14 protein-coding genes and 1 riboswitch are annotated in these 17,840 nt (G+C 74.8%); of the genes, 3 read left to right on the top strand and 11 right to left on the bottom strand.

All coding sequences use genetic code 11. From position 1 onward, the window contains the following. Positions 1-19: 19 nt before the first annotated feature. The 4 genes from ACFO3M_RS20940 to ACFO3M_RS20925 all read right to left on the bottom strand — a co-directional run bounded on the left by ACFO3M_RS20940 (position 20) and on the right by ACFO3M_RS20925 (position 4,622). Complete coding sequence (locus tag ACFO3M_RS20940) at positions 20-1,087, bottom strand: DNA polymerase domain-containing protein (RefSeq protein WP_387993571.1); 1,068 nt, start codon at positions 1,085-1,087, stop codon at positions 20-22. Positions 1,088-1,114: 27 nt separating this feature from the next. Then, the gene (locus ACFO3M_RS20935) at positions 1,115-2,680 is read right to left on the bottom strand and encodes an alpha/beta hydrolase (RefSeq protein WP_387993568.1); all 1,566 of its coding nucleotides are present in this window, start codon (positions 2,678-2,680) and stop codon (positions 1,115-1,117) included. Positions 2,681-2,729: 49 nt separating this feature from the next. After that, positions 2,730-3,800 (bottom strand): ATP-dependent DNA ligase, encoded by a 1,071-nt coding sequence (locus tag ACFO3M_RS20930; RefSeq protein WP_387993565.1) that lies wholly within the window; start codon positions 3,798-3,800, stop codon positions 2,730-2,732. A gap of 84 nt (positions 3,801-3,884) precedes the next feature. Continuing rightward, complete coding sequence (locus tag ACFO3M_RS20925) at positions 3,885-4,622, bottom strand: signal peptidase I (RefSeq protein ID WP_387993562.1); 738 nt, start codon at positions 4,620-4,622, stop codon at positions 3,885-3,887. Between the two features lie 85 nt (positions 4,623-4,707). Here ACFO3M_RS20925 and ACFO3M_RS20920 point away from each other — a divergent pair, with 85 nt between their 5' ends. Then, the gene (locus tag ACFO3M_RS20920; RefSeq protein WP_387993559.1) at positions 4,708-5,730 is read left to right on the top strand and encodes a hypothetical protein; all 1,023 of its coding nucleotides are present in this window, start codon (positions 4,708-4,710) and stop codon (positions 5,728-5,730) included. Next, positions 5,727-6,335 carry a hypothetical protein gene (locus ACFO3M_RS20915; RefSeq protein ID WP_387993556.1) on the top strand — a complete coding sequence of 203 codons (609 nt, stop codon included), beginning with the start codon at positions 5,727-5,729 and terminating at the stop codon, positions 6,333-6,335. Before ACFO3M_RS20920 ends, ACFO3M_RS20915 begins: the two co-directional genes overlap by 4 nt. A gap of 34 nt (positions 6,336-6,369) precedes the next feature. Here ACFO3M_RS20915 and ACFO3M_RS20910 read toward each other — a convergent pair whose 3' ends face one another. Beyond that, positions 6,370-7,062, bottom strand: a complete 693-nt coding sequence (locus ACFO3M_RS20910; RefSeq protein WP_387993553.1) for a LuxR C-terminal-related transcriptional regulator — start codon at positions 7,060-7,062, stop codon at positions 6,370-6,372. Then, complete coding sequence (locus ACFO3M_RS20905; protein ID WP_387993551.1) at positions 7,059-8,546, bottom strand: sensor histidine kinase; 1,488 nt, start codon at positions 8,544-8,546, stop codon at positions 7,059-7,061. The genes ACFO3M_RS20910 and ACFO3M_RS20905 overlap by 4 nt, the downstream gene beginning before the upstream one ends. Positions 8,547-8,798: 252 nt before the next feature. On the opposite strand from ACFO3M_RS20905, the gene ACFO3M_RS20900 reads away from it, so the two are divergent. Further along, positions 8,799-9,431, top strand: a complete 633-nt coding sequence (locus ACFO3M_RS20900; protein ID WP_387993548.1) for a TasA family protein — start codon at positions 8,799-8,801, stop codon at positions 9,429-9,431. A gap of 54 nt (positions 9,432-9,485) precedes the next feature. Here ACFO3M_RS20900 and ACFO3M_RS20895 read toward each other — a convergent pair whose 3' ends face one another. From ACFO3M_RS20895 to glgX, 5 genes are all read right to left on the bottom strand, one after another. Continuing rightward, positions 9,486-10,211, bottom strand: coding sequence for a dihydrofolate reductase family protein (locus ACFO3M_RS20895; protein WP_387993545.1), 726 nt, complete (start codon positions 10,209-10,211; stop codon positions 9,486-9,488). After that, positions 10,211-11,962, bottom strand: coding sequence for a malto-oligosyltrehalose trehalohydrolase (gene treZ / locus ACFO3M_RS20890; RefSeq protein WP_387993542.1), 1,752 nt, complete (start codon positions 11,960-11,962; stop codon positions 10,211-10,213). Before treZ ends, ACFO3M_RS20895 begins: the two co-directional genes overlap by 1 nt. Positions 11,963-12,072: 110 nt before the next feature. Beyond that, entirely contained in the window at positions 12,073-12,672 is a 600-nt protein-coding gene (locus ACFO3M_RS20885; RefSeq protein WP_387993540.1) for a transglycosylase family protein, read from the bottom strand. A gap of 3 nt (positions 12,673-12,675) precedes the next feature. Beyond that, positions 12,676-12,810, bottom strand: a riboswitch (cyclic di-AMP (ydaO/yuaA leader). Between the two features lie 249 nt (positions 12,811-13,059). Next, a complete protein-coding gene (treY, locus tag ACFO3M_RS20880) occupies positions 13,060-15,399 on the bottom strand; it encodes a malto-oligosyltrehalose synthase (RefSeq protein ID WP_387993537.1) in 2,340 nt (779 codons plus the stop codon). Then, complete coding sequence (gene glgX, locus ACFO3M_RS20875) at positions 15,396-17,501, bottom strand: glycogen debranching protein GlgX (RefSeq protein ID WP_387993534.1); 2,106 nt, start codon at positions 17,499-17,501, stop codon at positions 15,396-15,398. The genes treY and glgX overlap by 4 nt, the downstream gene beginning before the upstream one ends. Positions 17,502-17,840 lie beyond the last annotated feature (339 nt).

Here is a 17,840-nt window from a genome sequence, read left to right as displayed (position 1 = left end):
GCTTGCGTCGAGCGCCGGATCACTCGTTTGCACTGGCAGGCCGCCTGGCGCGGCTGGGCTGGACCCGCATCGGCTCGCCCGGCATCTTCGGGTAGTCCGGCGGATAGGGCAGGTCGCCCAGGCCCTGGTCCGCGGCCTGGCGCTCGGCCAGCTCGAGCAGCGGCTCGATGGAGTAGGCGTGCCCGGCCAGCCCGGCGTGCTTGTCACCGACCGCGCGGAAGCGCTCCGGCATGGTGAGCACGGTGAAGTCGGACGGCGAGACGTCGGGCAGCTCGTCCCAGTCCAGCGGCGCGCTCACCGGCGCGTGCGGCTTGGGCCGGATGGAGTACGCCGAGGCGATCGTGCGGTCCCGGGCCATCTGGTTGTAGTCGATGAAGATCTTCTCGCCGCGCTCCTCCTTCCACCACGACATCGTCACGCGGTCGGGCAGCCGGCGCTCCAGCTCGCGGCCGAACGCGATCACCGCACGGCGCACGTCGGTGAACGTCCACCGCGGCTGGATGGGCACGTACACGTGCACCCCGCGGCCGCCGGAGGTCTTCGGCCAGCCCTCCATGCCGAGCTCGTGCAGCAGCTCCCGCACGTGCGGCGCGACCCACACGGCGTCGGCGAAGTCGGTGCCCGGCTGCGGGTCCAGGTCGATGCGGATCTGGTTCGGCGACTCGACGTCGGTCTTGTCCACCGGCCACGGGTGGAAGGTGAGCGTGCCGAGGTTCGCGCACCACGCGACGACGGCGACCGAGTCCGGCGCGATCTCGTCCGCGGTCCGCCCGCTGGGGAAGGTGATGTGCGCCGTCGGCACCCAGTCGGGCGCGTTCTTGGGCACCCGCTTCTGGTAGAAGGCGTCGCCGGTGTTGTCCATCCGGGTCGACAGCCGCGCGCCCTCGAAGACGCCGCCGGGCCAGCGCTCCAGCGTCGTCGGCCGGTCCCGCAGGGCGAACAGGATGCCCTCGCCGACGCTGACGAAGTACTCGACGACGTCGATCTTGCGGATGCCGCGCTCGGCGAAGTACGGCTTCTCCGGGTTGGAGACCCGCACCTCGTGCCCGTCGACGGTCAGCGTGACCGCGTCCCTGCTGCTCGCCATCTGCTCAGCTCCCCGGTCCGGGGCGGCTCAGGCCGGGCACGTCAGCCCGTCCTGCGGCGCCGTGAGGTCGATCAGGTAGGCGTTGACCGCCGCGGTGACGCAGTCGGTCTTCGGGTAGGCGGTGTGCCCCTGGCCCTGCCAGACCAGCAGCGTGCCGGCGGTGAGGTCCTCGGCCATGTCCTCGGCGCCGGGCAGCGGTGTCACCGGGTCCCCGGAGGTGCCGACGACGAGGATCGGCGCGCTGCCCTCGGCGTCCCGCTCGGGCAGCGGCGTGCGCGCGGCGTCCCACACGCCGCAGGTGTAGAGGCTGGAGGCGACCTTGGCGCCGAACAGCGGGTACCGCTGCGACCACTCCTGGGCCAGTTGCAGCACCTCCTCCTCGGAGAACGTCTCGTCCTCGGGGGTGTCGGCGCAGCTGATCGCGAAGTCGGCGTCGAGCCGGTTGGTGTACGTGCCGTCCTGGAGCCGGCCGGCGGAGGGGTCGGCGATCGAGAAGAGGCCAGCCGAGTCGCCGTTGCGCGCGGCGGCCAGCGCCTGCGAGAGCTGCGGCCACGACCCGGTGTCGTAGAGGGCCGCGGTGACGGCGGTGAGGACGACGCCCGGAGTCGCGGTGCGGGTCTCCCCGGGCCGGCTGCTCGGGATGGGCGTCGTGGCCGCCACGGTCAGCAGGTCCTGCACGAACGTCCGGGGGTCGCCCCCGATCGGGCACCCGGACACCAGGCCCACGCAGTTGGCGGCGAACGCGTCGAACGCGGCCTCCAGCCCCGCGGCCTGCGCCTCCGCGTCGGCCTGCGGGTCGGCGTCGGGGTCGACCGCGGCGTCGAGCACCATCGCGCGCACGTTCTCCGGGAACAGCTCGGCGTAGGTGGAGCCGAGCGTGGTGCCGTAGGAGTAGCCGAGGTAGGTCAGCTGCTCGTCGCCCAGCGACTCGCGCAGCAGGTCCATGTCGCGCGCGGTGGCGACGGTGTTGAAGGTGCCGAGCGCGTCGCCGTACTCCTCGGCGCAGGCGTTGGCCGCCTCGTCCTTGAGCGCGAGGACGTCGTCCATCTGCTGCTGGTCGGTCGGCCGGGGCTCCGCGGCGGTCATGCGGTCCTTGAGCTCGGCGGGGATGCACTCCACCGGCGTGGACAGGCCGACGCCGCGCGGGTCGAAGCCGACCACGTCGAAGCGGCGCAGCACGTCCTCGGGCAGCGACAGCGCCAGGCTCAGCCCGAGGTCGGCCCCCGAGACGCCGGGACCGCCCGGGTTCACCAGCAGCGAGCCGATCCGGTCGGTCTGCCCGGCCAGCGTCGCGCGGACGAGGAACAGCGGCAGCGTCGCGCCCTCGGGTTCGTCGTGGTCGATGGGCACCTCGGTGCGGCCGCACTCGAAGGCGAGGTCGCGCTCGCTGCCGGGCGTGCCGGCCACGAGCTCGGTGATCTGCGCGTCGCAGTCGGTCCAGGTGATCGGCGCGGCCTCCGGCTCGGCCGGCGTCGAGGAGGCGGCCGACGAGGAGTCCGCCGACGACGCGTCCGGGTCCGAGAAGGAGCTGCAGCCGGCGACCGCCACGAGCAGTCCGGTCGAGGCGGCGAGCAGGCCGCGGCGCAGACGCATGGTCACGACGGTAGGAGGCGCGGCAGGCCGGCCGCCCCGCAGGTGCCGGTCACCCGTTGAACACCTCGGCCAGGTCGTAGCGGACCGGGACCTCGAGCTGGTCGTAGGTGCAGCTGCGCGGTTCACGGTCGGGCCGCCAGCGGAGGAACTGCCCGGTGTGCCGCAGTCGCCGTCCCTCGAGCTGGTCGTACTTGATCTCGACGACGAGCTCGGGCCGCAGCGGCACCCAGGACAGGTCCTTCTTCGCGTTCCACCGGCTCTGCGCGCCGGGCATCCGGTGCTCGCCGTTCTCCTGGACCTCGGCGTTCGCCCAGTCCTGCCACGGGTGCCCGTCGAGTGCCTGGGCCCGGTAGGGCGCCAGCTCCTCGACCAGCTCGGCCCGCCGCGCCATGGGGAACGACGCCGCGACGCCGACGTGCTGCAGCCCGCCGTCGTCGTAGAGGCCGAGCAGCAGCGAGCCCACGACCGGCCCGCTCTTGTGCCAGCGGAACCCGGCGACCACGCAGTCGGCGGTGCGCACGTGCTTGACCTTGGTCATCAGCCGCTGGTCGGGGCCGTAGGGCAGGTCGGCGTCCTTGGCGACGACGCCGTCGAGGCCCGCGCCCTCGAACTCGTCGAACCAGCGCTGCGCGATCGCCGCGTCCCGGGTGACCGCGGTGACGTGCACCCGCTCGTGCCGGCGGTCCAGCACCTCGCGCAGCCGCTGCCGGCGCTGCGCGAACGGCGTCTCCATCAGCGACTCGTCCCCGAGGGCCAGCAGGTCGAAGGCGACGAAGTGCGCCGGCGTCTGCTCGGCGAGCAGGTCCACCCGCGACTTGGCGGGGTGGATGCGCTGCAGCAGCGACTCGAAGTGCAGCCGGTCGCCCTGCGGCACGACGATCTCGCCGTCGATGACGCAGCGCTCGGGCAGGGCCTCCTTGACCGCGGCCACGACCTCGGGGAAGTAGCGGGTCAGCGGGCGCTCGTTGCGGCTGCCGAGCTCCACCTCGTCACCGTCGCGGAAGACGATGCAGCGGAAGCCGTCCCACTTGGGCTCGTAGAACAGCCCGTCCCCGGTCGGGAGCTTCGTCGTGGCCTTGGCCAGCATCGGCTTGACCGGCGGGAGCACGGGCAGGTCCATGCAGGTCAGTCAACCAGCGGCCTCCCGCACCGGCAGACCACCGTCGACCGGACGGGTGGCGGCGGGGACGCCGGTGCGGGGTGATCAGGCGCGGGGGAGAGGAGGTGCGGGCGGTCCGGCCAGCCGGACCGGCCGCACGGGCAGCGGCAACGAGGGGTGCGCCGCGGCCCAGCCGGCCATCGTGGGGTCGTCGAGGAGCGCCACGTCCACGGGTGCCATGACGACTGTCCGCGCGGAGTCCGCGTCGACCTCTCCCGCGCCCGGCGAGGGAGCGACGGTGTCCTCGGCCGAGGGTCGGCCGGGAGCGGCGGCCAGGACGCCGCAGACGAGCACGACGAGCAGGCCGACCCCCTTGGGGGAGTGCAGGACCGCGGCCGCACGTCCCAGTCCGGGCACGCTGAACCACAGTTCCCCGCGCACCGCGTCGGCGGGCACGGGGTCGAGGTCCGGCGCGTCGTTGGCGTCGCCCTGGGTGACGAGGACCGGCGTCCCGCCCTGGTCGTCGACCGCGACGACCCGGTGCGTGACCAGCTCAGGGGCGTCGGGGGTGCGCTGGAAGGTCACCACGTCGCCGACCGCCAGGTCCGCGGGGTCGACGGGACGGGTGAAGACCATGGCCCCGACCGGGAGCCCGGGCCGCATCGAGCCGGTGAGCACCGCCAGCGCCTGGCCGCCGGTCACCACCGGGTAGACGGCCACCGCCAGCGCCGACCCTGTCCCGGCGAGCAGCACCAGCCCGAGGACCCACGCCACCGCCTGCCGCAGCCGGCGCACCACCGGAGCACGGGCCGCGGTCGGCGATGCGGGGGCAGGGGTCGGCACGCTGCCATCCTCGGCAGTCCCTGGGGCGGCCGGCATCATCGATTTCGACGATGTGCGGGCCCGTCGATGACGAGAGCCTCCCTCCGTGCGCTGCCGCCCTGCCGTCCTCGTCGCCGCCTCGGCGCTGGGATGCCTGTTGCTGCCGGTCGCGCCCGCCACGGCCGACGGCCTCCTGGCACCCGGTGGCAGCACGACCACGGTCCTCCGGCTCGATCCGGCGTGGGCGGAGGCCGCCGACCGGCTCGACGTCTCGGTCACCGGCCTGCGCCAGCGCGAGAACGACTGCCTCGATCCCGAGGTCGGCGCCGGTGACACGACCTGCACCGAGGCGGAGGGTGACCTGGCGGGCTTCCTCGACGTGACGGTCGCGCCCGGACGCCTCGACGACGGCGACTGCGCGGTCGCGCCCGGGACCTCGCCGGTCCCGCTGGCGCTGACGGGGCGGGGATCGAGCCGCTTCGCCGTCGACGGGGTCGAGTGCCTGCGCCTGGTGATGGCCTTTCGCGAGGACGCGCTGGACGACCGGGCTCAGTCCGACACCCTCGCGTTCGACTTCGCGATCGTCGCCGAGGGGCTCGAGGTCCCCGTCGGCGGCGGGACTCCGAGCGGCAGTCCCGACGGCTCGACCAACGGCAACGGGGCGGCCGGCTCCAGCGCTGCGGGCAACGGGTCGCCCAACGGCAACGGCGCCCGCGGCAACGGCAACGGCAACGGCAACGGCAACGGGTCGGCCAACGGCAACGGGTCGGCCAACGGCAACGGGTCGGCCAACGGCAACGGGTCGCCCAACGGCATCGGTGCCCGCGGCAACGGCGGGACCGCCGGCGCAGCAGTCGGTGGAGTCGCGGCCGGTGGGGTCACAGCCGATGGAACCGCAGCCGAGCGGGCCGCGGGCGCCGCGGACGAGGAGACGGCCGGTGAGGTCGTCGGCCGGGTGGACGCCTCGGTGTCGCTCGACGAGAACGGGACGCAGGTGCAGACCCAGGCCGCCGGGTCGTCGGTCGTCGGCACCGCGCTGGTGTGGGGTGGGGGGTTCCTCACGGCCGTCGCGCTGGGCTGGTGGCTGCTGCTCGGACTGCGGCGGAGACGACGGGAGCGGAGCGCGTGAGGCGGCGGACACCGTGGCTGCTCGGGGGCGTGCTGGCCGGGACCGTGGTCCTCGGCGCCAGTGGCACGTTCGCGGTCCTCAGTGACAGCGAGGAGGCGGTCGCCACGGCCGGTGCGGCCTCCCTGCGCCTCGACGTGGAAGCGCCCGCCCTCCTCCAGCTCGGTCCGCAGCGGACGCCACAGGAGGTGCGGGCGACCGTGACCGGCGGGGTCCCGGCGGTCCTCCAGGTGTCGCTCGCGCCCACTGCCGGGGACTGCGCGGACCTGCCCGCCCGGCTCACCGTCACCGGGCCCGAGGGCACCCGGTCCAGGGACGTCTGCCGCCTCGCCGGCGACCCGCTCGAGGTGGCGCACCTCGGCCCGGAGCACCCCACCGCGGAGCTGTCCGTGTCCGTGGCCGGGACCGGGACGCCGCCGCCGGGCCTGCGCCAGGTCACCTGGCCGGACGGGTTGGTGCTCACGCTCGTGCAGGACCCCGCCGGGTTCAGCGACGAGCGGCGGCTGGACGTCCACGTGGTGCTGCCCCCCGGTCAGCTGTCCGGGAACGCGAACGGGAACGACGGCAGCCCCGGCGGCGGGAACGGCGGCAGGAACGGCAGGGACTGACCGGACGCCCGGGCGGCGGGCGTCGCGCCGGGCCTCAGCGGGAGGACAGCGGCGCGTCCAGCCAGCCCGCGCGGCGGGCCAGCGCGACGGCCTGCAACTGCGAGGACACCGCCAACTTCGCCAGCACCGCGCGGATCTGGGTCCGCACCGTCGCCTCGCTCACGTGCGCCGCCGTCGCGATCGCGGCCGCGGGCGTCCCGGCGGCCAGGGCGCGCAGCACCTCGTCCTCCCGTGGCGTGAGGCTGCGGAACGGGGCCAGCCTGGCCGTCTCCTCCGCCCGCGCCCGCCGGGCGGCGGCCAGCAGGTCCTGCCGGCGGCCCTCGCCGAGCACCCGCTCACCGGCCCGCACCGCGGTGACGACCGCGACGAGGTCGTCGAGGTCGGTGTCCTTGGCGACGACGGTCACCGCCCCCCGCTCGAGCGCCGCGCCCCAGGTCGCGTCACCCACCTCCCCGGTCACGACGACGACCCGGCACCCGCCCGCGGTGACCGGTGCGACGAGGTCGAGGCCGTCGATCGGGAGACCGTCGGGATCGGTGCCCAGGCGGAGGTCGAGCAGCACGGTCGCCGGTGCGGCCGCCGCGCACGCCGCCACGACAGCTGCCGCCGTCGTCGGGTGCACCCGTTCCGCGGGGATGCCGGCGGCGCGCAGGCCCACGCGGACCGCCGCAGCGAACAGCGCGTGGTCGTCGACGAGGAGGACCGGGCCCTCCGGGACGCCGGTCACCGGGCACCCGTGGGCAGCGGCTCGGCCCCCGACCGCGGGGCGGGCACCAGCCGCGCCACCGGGACGGGGAGCGACGTGGCCGGCAGGGTGACCTCGAACCGTGCACCGGCGGGGCCGTCTGCCAGGACGAGGTCGCCGCCGTGCCGGCGGGCCAGGTCACGGGAGATGGTGAGACCCAGCCCCTCGCCGGGGCTGCCCGCACGCCGGGTGCCGGCCTCGAAGACCCCGGCCCGCTGGGCGGCGTCCAGGCCGGGACCGTCGTCGTCGACGACCACCCGGAGCTCGGTGCCGGTGCGCGAGACCGTGACCCGGCACAGGGCGCCAGGCGCGTGTTCGAGGGCGTTGCCCAGCAGGTTGCCCACGATGACGGCCAGGGCATCGCCGTCGGCGGCCACCGGGGCGCACCCTGACGGCGCCCAGCTGACCCGCAGGCCGCGCTCGCGGTGGGCCACGACGAGCGCGCGGAGCACGGCGTCGACCTCGACGGGACGGACGGTGGGTGTCCGGTCGGGCAGCCGCAGCATCCGCTCCAGCCGGCGCAGTTCGACGGCGACCGACTCCTCGAGGTCGGCCCGGTCGGCTCCCGTCGCGTACCGGGCGGCGGAGTTGCCGGCGCGGACACCGGCCACCGCTGCCCGGGCGTCGTGCAGGCACGCGCGAGCCTGCTGCAGCTGGTGCTCGTGGCCGGCCAGCTGCCCGACGAGCCCGGCCACGTAGCGCTCCTGCCCGGCCAGCGCGTCGGTGAGCCGGACCAGGGCGGTCCCGGCGCAGAGCAGCCCGACCGCGACCAGCCCGAGGTCACCGGTGACGGTGGCGATGCCGGCCAGGCCCGGTGCGAGTGCGGGCACGACCTGGACCGGCGTGAGCACGGCGACGACCGCGGCCACTCCGGTGAGGGTGCGCGCCGAGACACCCGCCGCGACCGCCCGCCGCCGCCAGGCCGCGACACAGACCGCCGTCCACAGCGCGGCGGCCGCGGCAGCGCTCCCGAGCAGGCCCGGCACCCGCCCGTCGGGGACCACGGTCACCACGACCGCGCCGGCCAGCCCCACCACGGTCGCGACTGCGGTGGTCCGCCGCGCCCGCCGGCCGTCGGCGAAGGCCCGCAGGGTCACGCCGGCCGCCGCCAGCACGACCGCGAGACTCATGAGGGGGGCGAGGACGGCGGGCGCCAGCAGGCCCCCGTCGACGAGCAGGTCCTCCACCACCACCACGGCGGGGACCCGCAGGCCCAGCAGGGCAAGGCCGGTGCCCACCCGGCCGCTGTCGGACGTGCCGGTGACCCGCCACCGGAGCAGGAAGCAGCCACCGGCCGCGCACAGCGCGAGCGCGCCGAGCACCACCAGCGCCGTGTGCCGGGCCTCGGGCCGCAGCAGGACGAGTGCGCCGGCGGCCGCGGCGAGCGCGGTCGCCCGTCCGGCGGTCAGGACCCGGCGCGTGCGGTGCGCCCCCGCGGCGACGATGCCGCTGTTCCCAGTGCTCACAGGTCCCCCCGTGGTCGTCAGCCCGGGCAGGAGACCACGGGGGACCACGTCGGACGACGGACGACAGGGGGCCGAGGGGGACGTGCGCCGGACGGGTCCGGTGTGACGGACGAGTCGCCGCGGCCGCGCATCGTCAGAACTGACGATGCCCCCCGCCGGGGCCTGGCCGGAACCTCGTTGTCGACCGCCGGACCGTGAGCCGGCCGGACGACCGTCGATCGACGGGGACACCGACAGGGAGACCGAACCACCATGAAGAAGATCGCCCTCGCCGCTGCCGCCATGGGCGGGGCCGCGCTCGTCGCCTTCGGCGCCGGCGGCACCTTCGCCGCCTTCCAGGACAGCGAGCAGGCGACGTCGGCCGCCGGTGCCGGCACGCTGGACCTCGTCCTCGACGCCGCCCCCACGCAGACCGCGCCGAAGCCGCTCGCCCTCAACCCGGGGCAGTCCACGACCCAGGCCTTCTGGATCGCCAACACGGGGTCCCTGCCCGGCATGCTGTCGGCCGACGCGGTCGTTCAGCAGAACGCCGAGAACGACTGCACCGAGCCGGAGCGGCAGGTCGATGGCTCCTGCGGGACCACCACCGGTGGCGAGTTCACCAGCCTGGCCCAGGCCACCCTGCTGTACAACGCTGCCGGCACCGCCGAGGCCTGCAAGGCCGCCACCACCGGCACCCCGATCGCGCCGAGCCGCTCCATCGACTCCTGGGTCGCCGACCCGGCCGTGGTGACCGAGGTGGCCGCCGGTGCGAAGGCGTGCGTCCTGGTCCAGGTCACGCTGCCCCCCACCGCCGGCAACGTCGTCCAGGGGGACACCGCCGAGTACCGCATCGACTTCTCCCTCGTGCAGAAGACCCAGCAGGCCACCGTGCCCGCGGTCTGACACGCGTTCCACCGCGAGGGCGGTCCGGGAGTCCCCGGGCCGCCCTCGCGGCGTTCAGGAGCCGACCGCGTAGCGGGTGAACAGGACGCCGTCCTCCTCGAGCACCTGCACCAGCCGCGGGCGGACGACGTCGCGCAGCGCCCGGTCCAGCAGCCGCGCCTGGCCGCCGACCAGCGCGGGGGAGACGGTGAGGTCCAGCTCGTCGACGACGCCGGCGTCCAGCGCCGCCGACAGCAGCGCCGGCCCGCCCTCGCACAGCACCTGCTCGAACCCGCGCCCGGCGAGCCGGTCGACCGCGAGCGGCAGGTCCACGTCGGCGTCCCCGCACACCAGCACGTCCACCCCGGCGTCGGCCAGCGCGGCCCGTCGGCCGGCGTCGGCCGCGGCGCACGTCACCAGCAGCGTCGGGGGCCGGGCCAGCCGGTCCCCGGGCGCGAGCGAGGCCCGGCGCGACACCACCGCGATCGGCAGCTCCGGCGGCCGGCCGAGCGCGGCGCGCCGCCGCCCGACCGGCGAGCCCGCCGCCACCGGGCGGTAGCCCTCGCCGGCCGCCGTCCCGTGCCCGACCAGGACGACGTCGGCCAGCGCGCGCAACGTCGAGAACACCCGCCGGTCGCCGGGCGAGCCGAGCCCGGCGCTCACGCCGTCCACGGTGACCGCGCCGTCCAGCGAGGCGACGAAGTCGACGCGGAACGAGCGCCCCGGCAGCAGGGCGTAGGCGTCGGCCAGGTCGTCGTCGGTCAGGTCCGCCCCGCTGGGGGAGGGGAGCAGCCGGCGCATCAGGTGGTGACGACGGCCGCGCTCTCGGCCGGGACCGTCACCGTCGCACCGTCCACGGACGGCTCGTCGGCGGTCGCGAACAGCACCCCGGTGGCCGGCCGGTCCAGCTCCACCTGCTGCGGCTGCCCGGACAGGTTGGCCACCACCCGCAGCGCGCCGCGGTGCAGCACGAGCACGCGGTCGTCGTCGTCCCAGCCGACCTCGACCGCCGACAGGTCCGGGTCGACCAGGTCCGGGTGCTGCCGGCGCAGCGCCAGCAGCGTCCGGTGCACCTCCAGCAGCCGTGCGTGCGGCTCGCGCGAGGGCTCGGACCAGTCCAGCTTCGAGCGGCGGAAGGTCTCCGGGTCCTGCGGGTCGGGCACCTCGTCGGCGTCCCAGCCGTGCTCGGCGAACTCGTTCTTGCGGCCCTCGGCCGTCGCGCGGCCGATGTCGGGGTCGGTGTGGCTGGTGAAGAACTGCCACGGCGTCGAGGCCCCCCACTCCTCGCCCATGAACAGCATCGGCGTGAACGGGCCGGTCAGCACCAGGGTCGCGCCGACGGCGAGCAGGCCGGGGGACAGCGTCGCCGAGACGCGGTCGCCGATGGCGCGGTTGCCGATCTGGTCGTGGTCCTGCAGGTAGCCGAGGAACTTCCAGCCCGGCAGCCGCGCGGTGTCCACCGGCCGGCCGTGCGAGCGGCGGCGGAAGCTGGACCACGTGCCGTCGTGGAAGAACGCGCCGGTGAGGGTCTTGGCCAGCCCGGCGAGCCCGGCCTCGGCGAAGTCGCCGTAGTAGCCCTGCCCCTCCCCGGTGAGCGTCGCGTGCAGCGCGTGGTGGAAGTCGTCGCTCCACTGGGCGTGGATGCCGGTGCCGCCGGCCACCCGGGGGGTGACCACCCGGGGGTCGTTCAGGTCGCTCTCGGCGATGAGCGTCAGCGGCCGGCCGACGGCGACCGAGAGCCGGTCGACCTCCTGCGCCATCTCCTCGAGCACGTGCGTGGCGCGCTCGTCGACCAGCGCGTGGACGGCGTCCAGCCGCAGCCCGTCGACGTGCATGTCGCGCAGCCACATCAGGGCGTTGTCGAGGATGTAGCGGCGGACCTCGTCGGAGTCCGGCCCGGACAGGTTGACCGACTCGCCCCAGGTGTTCGCGCCGCCCTCCGAGAAGATCGGCATGAACAGGGGCAGGTAGTTCCCCGACGGGCCCAGGTGGTTGTAGACGACGTCCTGGATGACGCCGATCCCGCGCTGGTGGCAGGCGTCGACGAACCGCTGGTAGGCCGCGGGGCCGCCGTAGCTCTCCTGCACCGTGTACCAGAGGACGCCGTCGTAGCCCCAGTTGTGCGTGCCGTCGAAGCCGTTGACCGGCAGCAGCTCGACGAAGTCGACGCCGAGGTCGGCGAGGTGGCCCAGCCGGTCGATGGCCGAGTCGAGGGTGCCCTCGGGCGTGAACGTGCCGACGTGCAGCTCGTAGACGACGCCGCCGGCGAGCGGGCGCCCGGTCCAGGCGGTGTCGCCCCAGGCGTACGCCGACGGGTCGAACCGGCGGGACAGGCCGTGCACGCCGTCGGGCTGGCGACGCGAGCGCGGGTCGGGGCGCGGCGTGTCGTCGTCGCCGAGCAGGTAGCCGTAGTCGGACTCCGGGCCGGCCTCGACCTCGGCCCGCCACCAGCCGTCGTCGTCGCGGCGCATGTCGTGCACCGTGCCGTCGACCTGCAGGCGCACACGCTCGGGCACGGGCGCCCAGACGGCGAACTCGACGGGTGCGGACATGCGGGGGCCTCCCAGCGGTAGTGCGGCTGACCGGTCCCTCTTGCCCGCTGCGGGCGCGGTCAACCGCGAGCGGCAGCCGGGGGAGCGGGTCCCCCGGCTGCCGCCCCGGGTCACGGCAGCTGCAGGACCTGCCCGACGTGGATGACGTCCGGGTCGCTGACGGTGCCGCTGTTGGCCGACCAGAGGGCCTTCCAGCCGCCCTCGACGCCCTGGTCCCGGGCGATCGTGCCCAGCGTGTCGCCGGACCGCACGGTGTACGAGCCGCCGGACGCCCCGGCGGCGGACTCCCCGGCCCGGGCGGCCGTGTCCGGCTCGGCCGGCGCGGGCGCGGCGGCGGGCTCAGCGGCCGGCGAGCCGGCCTCCGGGGCGCCCGGGTCCAGGCCCTTGCCGCAGGTGGGCCAGGCGCCCGGGCCCTGGACGTCGAGCGTGCGCTCGGCGACGGCGATCTGCTGTGCCTTGGTGGCCAGGTCGGCGCGCGCGGCGTACTCGGTGCCGCCGAAGGCCGCCCAGGTGGACTGGCTGAACTGCAGGCCGCCGTAGTAGCCGTTGCCGGTGTTGATGCTCCAGTTGCCGCTGGACTCGCACTGGGCGACGGCGTCCCAGTCGTTGGGAGCGGCGGCCGAGGCCGGGCCGGCGGTGACGCCGATCGCGGCCGCGGCCACGCCGGTCGTCACGAGGGCACGGCGGAGCAGGGACGTGGACGTGCGCATGGGGGATCTCCGATCCGCCGCCTGCGAGGTGAGCTGTCGGGTTCGGAGCGATCGGTGCCCCGGCCGCACGGCGTGCGGCTTCACCCCGAGGCGCTGCGTCCGGTCCCCCCGTGACCGCGGTGCAGGCGCCGAAGTGGGTCCCCCACCCCCGTCCTGGCTGTGCTCGAGGAACGGAGCCCGGCGGACGGGGTTCGGCGGACCGGCTCCGGCACGCGGCAGTCGGTTGGCCCGCGTGCGGTCGCAAAGGTAACGGGAGCATCACGAGACGGCACACCGGCACCACCCGTCACGGCGTGTCGCCCGGCCCGTGCCGGGCGGCGCGCACGAGATCGCCGGCAGGGGCCGCAGGTCACGGCGGCGCCGGCAGGCGCCGCCGTGACCTCCGTCTCAGTTCCGGACGAGCAGGGCCACCGGCAGCCGGGCCAGCAGCTCGCCGACGGGCGCTCCGCCGGCGTCGGAGACGACCCGCGTGCCGGTGAGCACGTCGCGCCACGCACCGGTCGGCAGCGTCAGCGCGGTGTCGCCCCAGCCGGTGGCGGCCAGCGCCACCGGCAGCCGGGTCGCCACGGTCACCGCGCCGCCCTGCTCCCCGGACCCACGGTCGAAGGCGACGACGTGCTGCGCGGCGGACCCGGTGGCCGCCACGGGGGTGTAGCCGGTGAACAGCTCCGGGGAGTCCCGCCGCAGCCGCAGCGCCCGCGAGACGACGAGCAGCTTGGCCGCGCCGGTGTCGTCGACCTCCGGCACCTCCCCGCCGTCGAGCCGGGCCAGCAGCGCGCGCCGCTCGTCGTAGTCGACCGGGCGGCGGTTGTCGGGGTCGACGAGCGAGTGGTCCCACAGCTCGGTGCCCTGGTAGACGTCCGGGACGCCGGGCATCGTCAGCTGCAGCAGCTTCTGCGCCAGCCCGTTGGACCGGCCCGCCGGGCCGATCCGCGCGACGAAGGCCTCGATCTCGCGGTTCGTGGCCTCGTCGTCGTAGGCGGCGTCGACCATCGCGTGCAGCTGCGCCTCGAACGCCTCGTCGACGTCGGTCCACGTCGTCGACTGCCCGGCCTCCCGGGCCGCCTTCTCCGCGTAGGCGTGCGCCCGCTCGCGGGACAGCGGCCACGCGCCGACCAGGTTCTGCCACACCAGGTGCGCCAGCGGCCGGTCGGGCAGCGGGTGGCGGGACAGCCAGCCGCGGACCAGGTCCGCCCACTCCGTCGGCACCTCGGCGAGGACGGCCAGGCGCGCCCGGGTGTCCTCGCTGCGCTTGGTGTCGTGCGTGGTGAGCGTCGTCATCGACTCCGGCTTGCGCTCCAGCCGCCGCGCCTGCGCCTCGTGGAACTCCTCCGGGGTGCTGCCGAAGCGCGCCGGGTCGCCGCCGACCTCGTTGAGCACCACGAACCGCGCCCACCGGTAGTAGGCGCTGTCCTCGACGCCCTTGGCCATCACCGGGCCGCTGGTCTGCTCGAACCGGGTGGCCGCCTCGGTGCCGGCCTGCGCCAGGACCGGGTGCAGCGTGTCGACCGCGGCGACCAGGTCGGGACGGCGGTCGCGGACGTCGCCCACGGCGGCGTCGAGGTGCTCGCGGCCGTCGGGCAGGTAGGTGCGGTAGACGGAGAAGGAGGCCAGCAGCTCGGCCAGCGCCTCCTTCTCCGTCTCCACGTCGACGCCCGGCAGCTCGCCGATGACGCGCACCAGCCGGGCGACCTCCGAGCCGAGGATCCCGTCGGTCACCTCGCGCTTGCAGTCGTGCACCAGCTGCCCGTAGTCGACCGCCCGGCCGGACAGCTCGGTGTCCAGCGCGGTCAGCGCCGCCTCGCCGGCCGGGTCGACCAGGACGTCGCCGACCTCGGCCAGCGCGTCGTAGCCGGTGGTGCCGGCCGCCCGCCAGCTCTCCGGCAGGTCCTCACCGGGCTCGAGGATCTTCTCGACCACCGTCCACCGGCCGCCCGACGCCTCGGCCAGCCGGTCCAGGTACTCCTTGGGGTCGGCCAGGCCGTCGGGGTGGTCGATGCGCAGCCCGTCGACGGCGCCGTCGGTCACCAGCCGCAGCACCAGCTCGTGGGTGGCCCGGAAGACCTCCGGGTCCTCCACGCGCAGCCCGGCGAGGGTGTTGATCGCGAAGAAGCGCCGGTAGTTGAGGTCGGCGTCCGCCCGCCGCCAGTCGACCAGCTCGTAGTGCTGCCGGTCGTGCACCTCCTGCGGGGTGCCCTCGCCGGTGCCGGGCGCGATCGGGAAGCGGTTGTCGTAGTAGCGGAGCTCGCCGTCGACGACCTCGAGCTTCTCGACGTCGTCGGCCGACCCCAGCACCGGGATGCGGATGCGCCCGCCGCCGAAGTCCCAGTCGACGTCGAACGCCGACGCGTGCGCGCTGTCGCGCCCGTGCTGCAGCACGTCCCACCACCACGGCGCCTCGGCCGGGTCGGCCACGCCCATGTGGTTGGGCACCAGGTCGAGCACCAGGCCCAGCCCGTGCTCGTGCAGCGCGGCGACGAACCGGTCGAAGCCCTCCTGCCCGCCCCGCGGCTCGTCGACGTGCGCGTGGTCGACGGTGTCGTAGCCGTGCGTGCTGCCCGCGGCCGAGCGCAGCAGCGGGGAGGAGTAGGCGTGCGTGACACCCAGGTCGGCGAGGTAGCCGGCCACGGCCGCGGCGTCGTCGAGGGTGAACTCGGCGGTCACCTGCAACCGGTAGGTCGCCGCGGGGGTGGCCCGCCGGCGCTCGAGGTCGTCGGCCTGGCTCACGGGGCCGCCTGCAGCACGACGGTGGCGCGGGCGGCGACGGTGACGACGTCGCCGGCCTTCACCTGCACCGGCTCGACCTCGCCCAGCTCCGCGGTGTCGACGACGACCGTCCAGCCCTCGGCGTACTCCGACGGCGGCACGGTGAAGTCGATCGGCTCGTGGTGGGCGTTGAACGCCAGGTAGAAGCAGTCGTCGAGGACGTCCTCGCCGCGCTCGTCGGTCTCCCGGATGCCGTGGCCGTTGAGGTACATGGCCAGCGACTTGGCGAAGCCCGCGTCCCAGTCCTCGTCGCTCATCAGCTCGCCGGACGGGGTGAACCAGGCGACGTCCTGCACCGGGTCGCCCTCCTCGCGGCGCACCGGGCGGCCGTGGAAGAACCGGCGGCGGCGGAAGGTCGGGTGCTCGGTGCGCAGCCGGGTGACCAGCTTGGTGAACTCCAGCAGCCCCTCGTCGACCGACTCCCAGTCGATCCAGGTCAGCTCGGAGTCCTGGCAGTAGCCGTTGTTGTTGCCCTGCTGCGTGCGGCCGAGCTCGTCGCCGTGCAGCAGCATCGGCACGCCCTGGCTGAGCATCAGCGAGGCGATGAAGTTGCGCCGCTGCCGGGCGCGCAGCTCGAGCACCTCGGGGTCGTCGGTCGGCCCCTCGACGCCGCAGTTCCAGCTGCGGTTGTGGCTCTCGCCGTCGTTGTTGTCCTCGCCGTTGGCCTCGTTGTGCTTCTCGTTGTAGGAGACGAGGTCGTTGAGGGTGAACCCGTCGTGCGCGGTGACGAAGTTGATGCTCGCCACCGGCCGGCGCCCGGAGTGCTTGTAGAGGTCGGCCGAGCCGGAGATGCGGCTGGCGAACTCGCCGATGGTGGCGTCCTCGCCGCGCCAGAAGTCGCGGACGGTGTCGCGGTACTTCCCGTTCCACTCGGTCCACAGCGCCGGGAAGTTGCCCACCTGGTAGCCGCCGTCGCCGACGTCCCAGGGCTCGGCGATGAGCTTCACCTGGCTGACCACCGGGTCCTGGTGCACCAGGTCGAAGAACGCCGACAGCCGGTCCACCTCGTGGAACTGGCGGGCCAGCGTGGAGGCGAGGTCGAACCGGAACCCGTCGACGTGCATCTCGGTGACCCAGTACCGCAGCGAGTCCATGATCAGCTGCAGCGACTGCGGGTGCCGGACGTTGAGCGAGTTCCCGGTGCCCGTGGTGTCCATGTAGTACTGCTCGTCGCCCTCGACCAGCCGGTAGTAGGCCCGGTTGTCGATGCCCTTGAACGACAGCGTCGGGCCGTTGTGGTTGCCCTCGGCCGTGTGGTTGTAGACGACGTCGAGGATCACCTCGATGCCCGCCTCGTGCAGGGTCCGGACCATGCCCTTGAACTCCTGCACCTGCTGGCCGTCGGTGGCCTGGGCGTACTCGTTGTGCGGCGCGAAGAAGCCGATCGTGTTGTAGCCCCAGTAGTTGCGCAGGCCCTTCTGCAGCAGCGTGTCGTCCTGCACGAACTGGTGCACCGGCATGAGCTCGATCGCGGTGATGCCCAGCGACTGGAGGTGCTCGATCACCGCCGGGTGGGCGATGCCGGCGTAGGTCCCGCGCAGCTCGTCGGGGATCCGCGGGTGGGTCATGGTCAGGCCCTTGACGTGGGCCTCGTAGATGACCGTCTTGTTGTAGGGGGTCTTCGGCGGGCGGTCGACGCCCCAGTCGAAGTACGGGTTGATGACGACGGACTTCGGCATGTGCGGCGCCGAGTCGTCGTCGTTGCGCTCGCCGCTGCCGAACCGGTAGCCGAAGCAGGCCTCGTCCCAGTCGATCGCGCCGTCGATCGCCTTGGCGTAGGGGTCGAGCAGCAGCTTGTTCGGGTTGCAGCGCTGCCCGTTCTCCGGGTCGTACGGGCCGTGCACGCGGTAGCCGTAGCGCTGCCCGGGCTGGATGCCGGGCAGGAACGCGTGCCAGACGTAGCCGTCCATCTCCGGGAGCCGGATGCGCTCCTCGTTGCCCTGCTCGTCGAACAGGCACAGCTCGACCTTCTCGGCGACCTCGCTGAACAGGGCGAAGTTGGTCCCGGTGCCGTCGTACGTGGCACCCAGCGGGTAGGCGTTTCCAGGCCACACCTGGGTCATCGACGTGTTTCCTCCTGCGCGGGCGCCCTCGGTGGTCCAGGGCGCGGTGGCCCCCCGCCGCGGCCGTCGGAGGGGGGTCGGGGCACACGGGTGCCCGCGGGCTCCTTAGCCCCAACCGGGCGGCTCCACACCTGACGCGGCGGACATCACGGCGGCGGCCCGGCAGGGGGCCCGGGGACGACGACGCCCTCCGCGGCGGAGGCCGCGGAGGGCGTCGTGTGCGGGTCCGGCGCCCCGGCGCGGGGCCGGGCACACCAGGTACCGAGGCGCGGGGCGCCGGGGTCCGACCTCGTCCGGGCATCCCGGGTGGCACTGGTCCCCGGCGCGGCACCGCGCCTG

The organism is Geodermatophilus arenarius, from assembly GCF_042654585.1.
Lineage (GTDB): Bacteria > Actinomycetota > Actinomycetes > Mycobacteriales > Geodermatophilaceae > Geodermatophilus > Geodermatophilus arenarius.
Note: the sequence above shows the minus strand (reverse complement) of the source record. Positions and strands in the feature narration are given on the sequence as shown.

Coding starts and splice junctions, on each gene's coding strand:
- ACFO3M_RS20885 (WP_387993540.1), bottom strand. CDS start 12,672: ATGCGCACGTCCACGTCCCTGCTCCGCCGTGCCCTCGTGACGACCGGC.
- treZ (WP_387993542.1), bottom strand. CDS start 11,962: ATGTCCGCACCCGTCGAGTTCGCCGTCTGGGCGCCCGTGCCCGAGCGT.
- glgX (WP_387993534.1), bottom strand. CDS start 17,501: ATGACCCAGGTGTGGCCTGGAAACGCCTACCCGCTGGGTGCCACGTAC.
- ACFO3M_RS20900 (WP_387993548.1), top strand. CDS start 8,799: ATGAAGAAGATCGCCCTCGCCGCTGCCGCCATGGGCGGGGCCGCGCTC.
- ACFO3M_RS20940 (WP_387993571.1), bottom strand. CDS start 1,087: ATGGCGAGCAGCAGGGACGCGGTCACGCTGACCGTCGACGGGCACGAG.
- ACFO3M_RS20935 (WP_387993568.1), bottom strand. CDS start 2,680: ATGCGTCTGCGCCGCGGCCTGCTCGCCGCCTCGACCGGACTGCTCGTG.
- ACFO3M_RS20895 (WP_387993545.1), bottom strand. CDS start 10,211: ATGCGCCGGCTGCTCCCCTCCCCCAGCGGGGCGGACCTGACCGACGAC.
- ACFO3M_RS20930 (WP_387993565.1), bottom strand. CDS start 3,800: ATGGACCTGCCCGTGCTCCCGCCGGTCAAGCCGATGCTGGCCAAGGCC.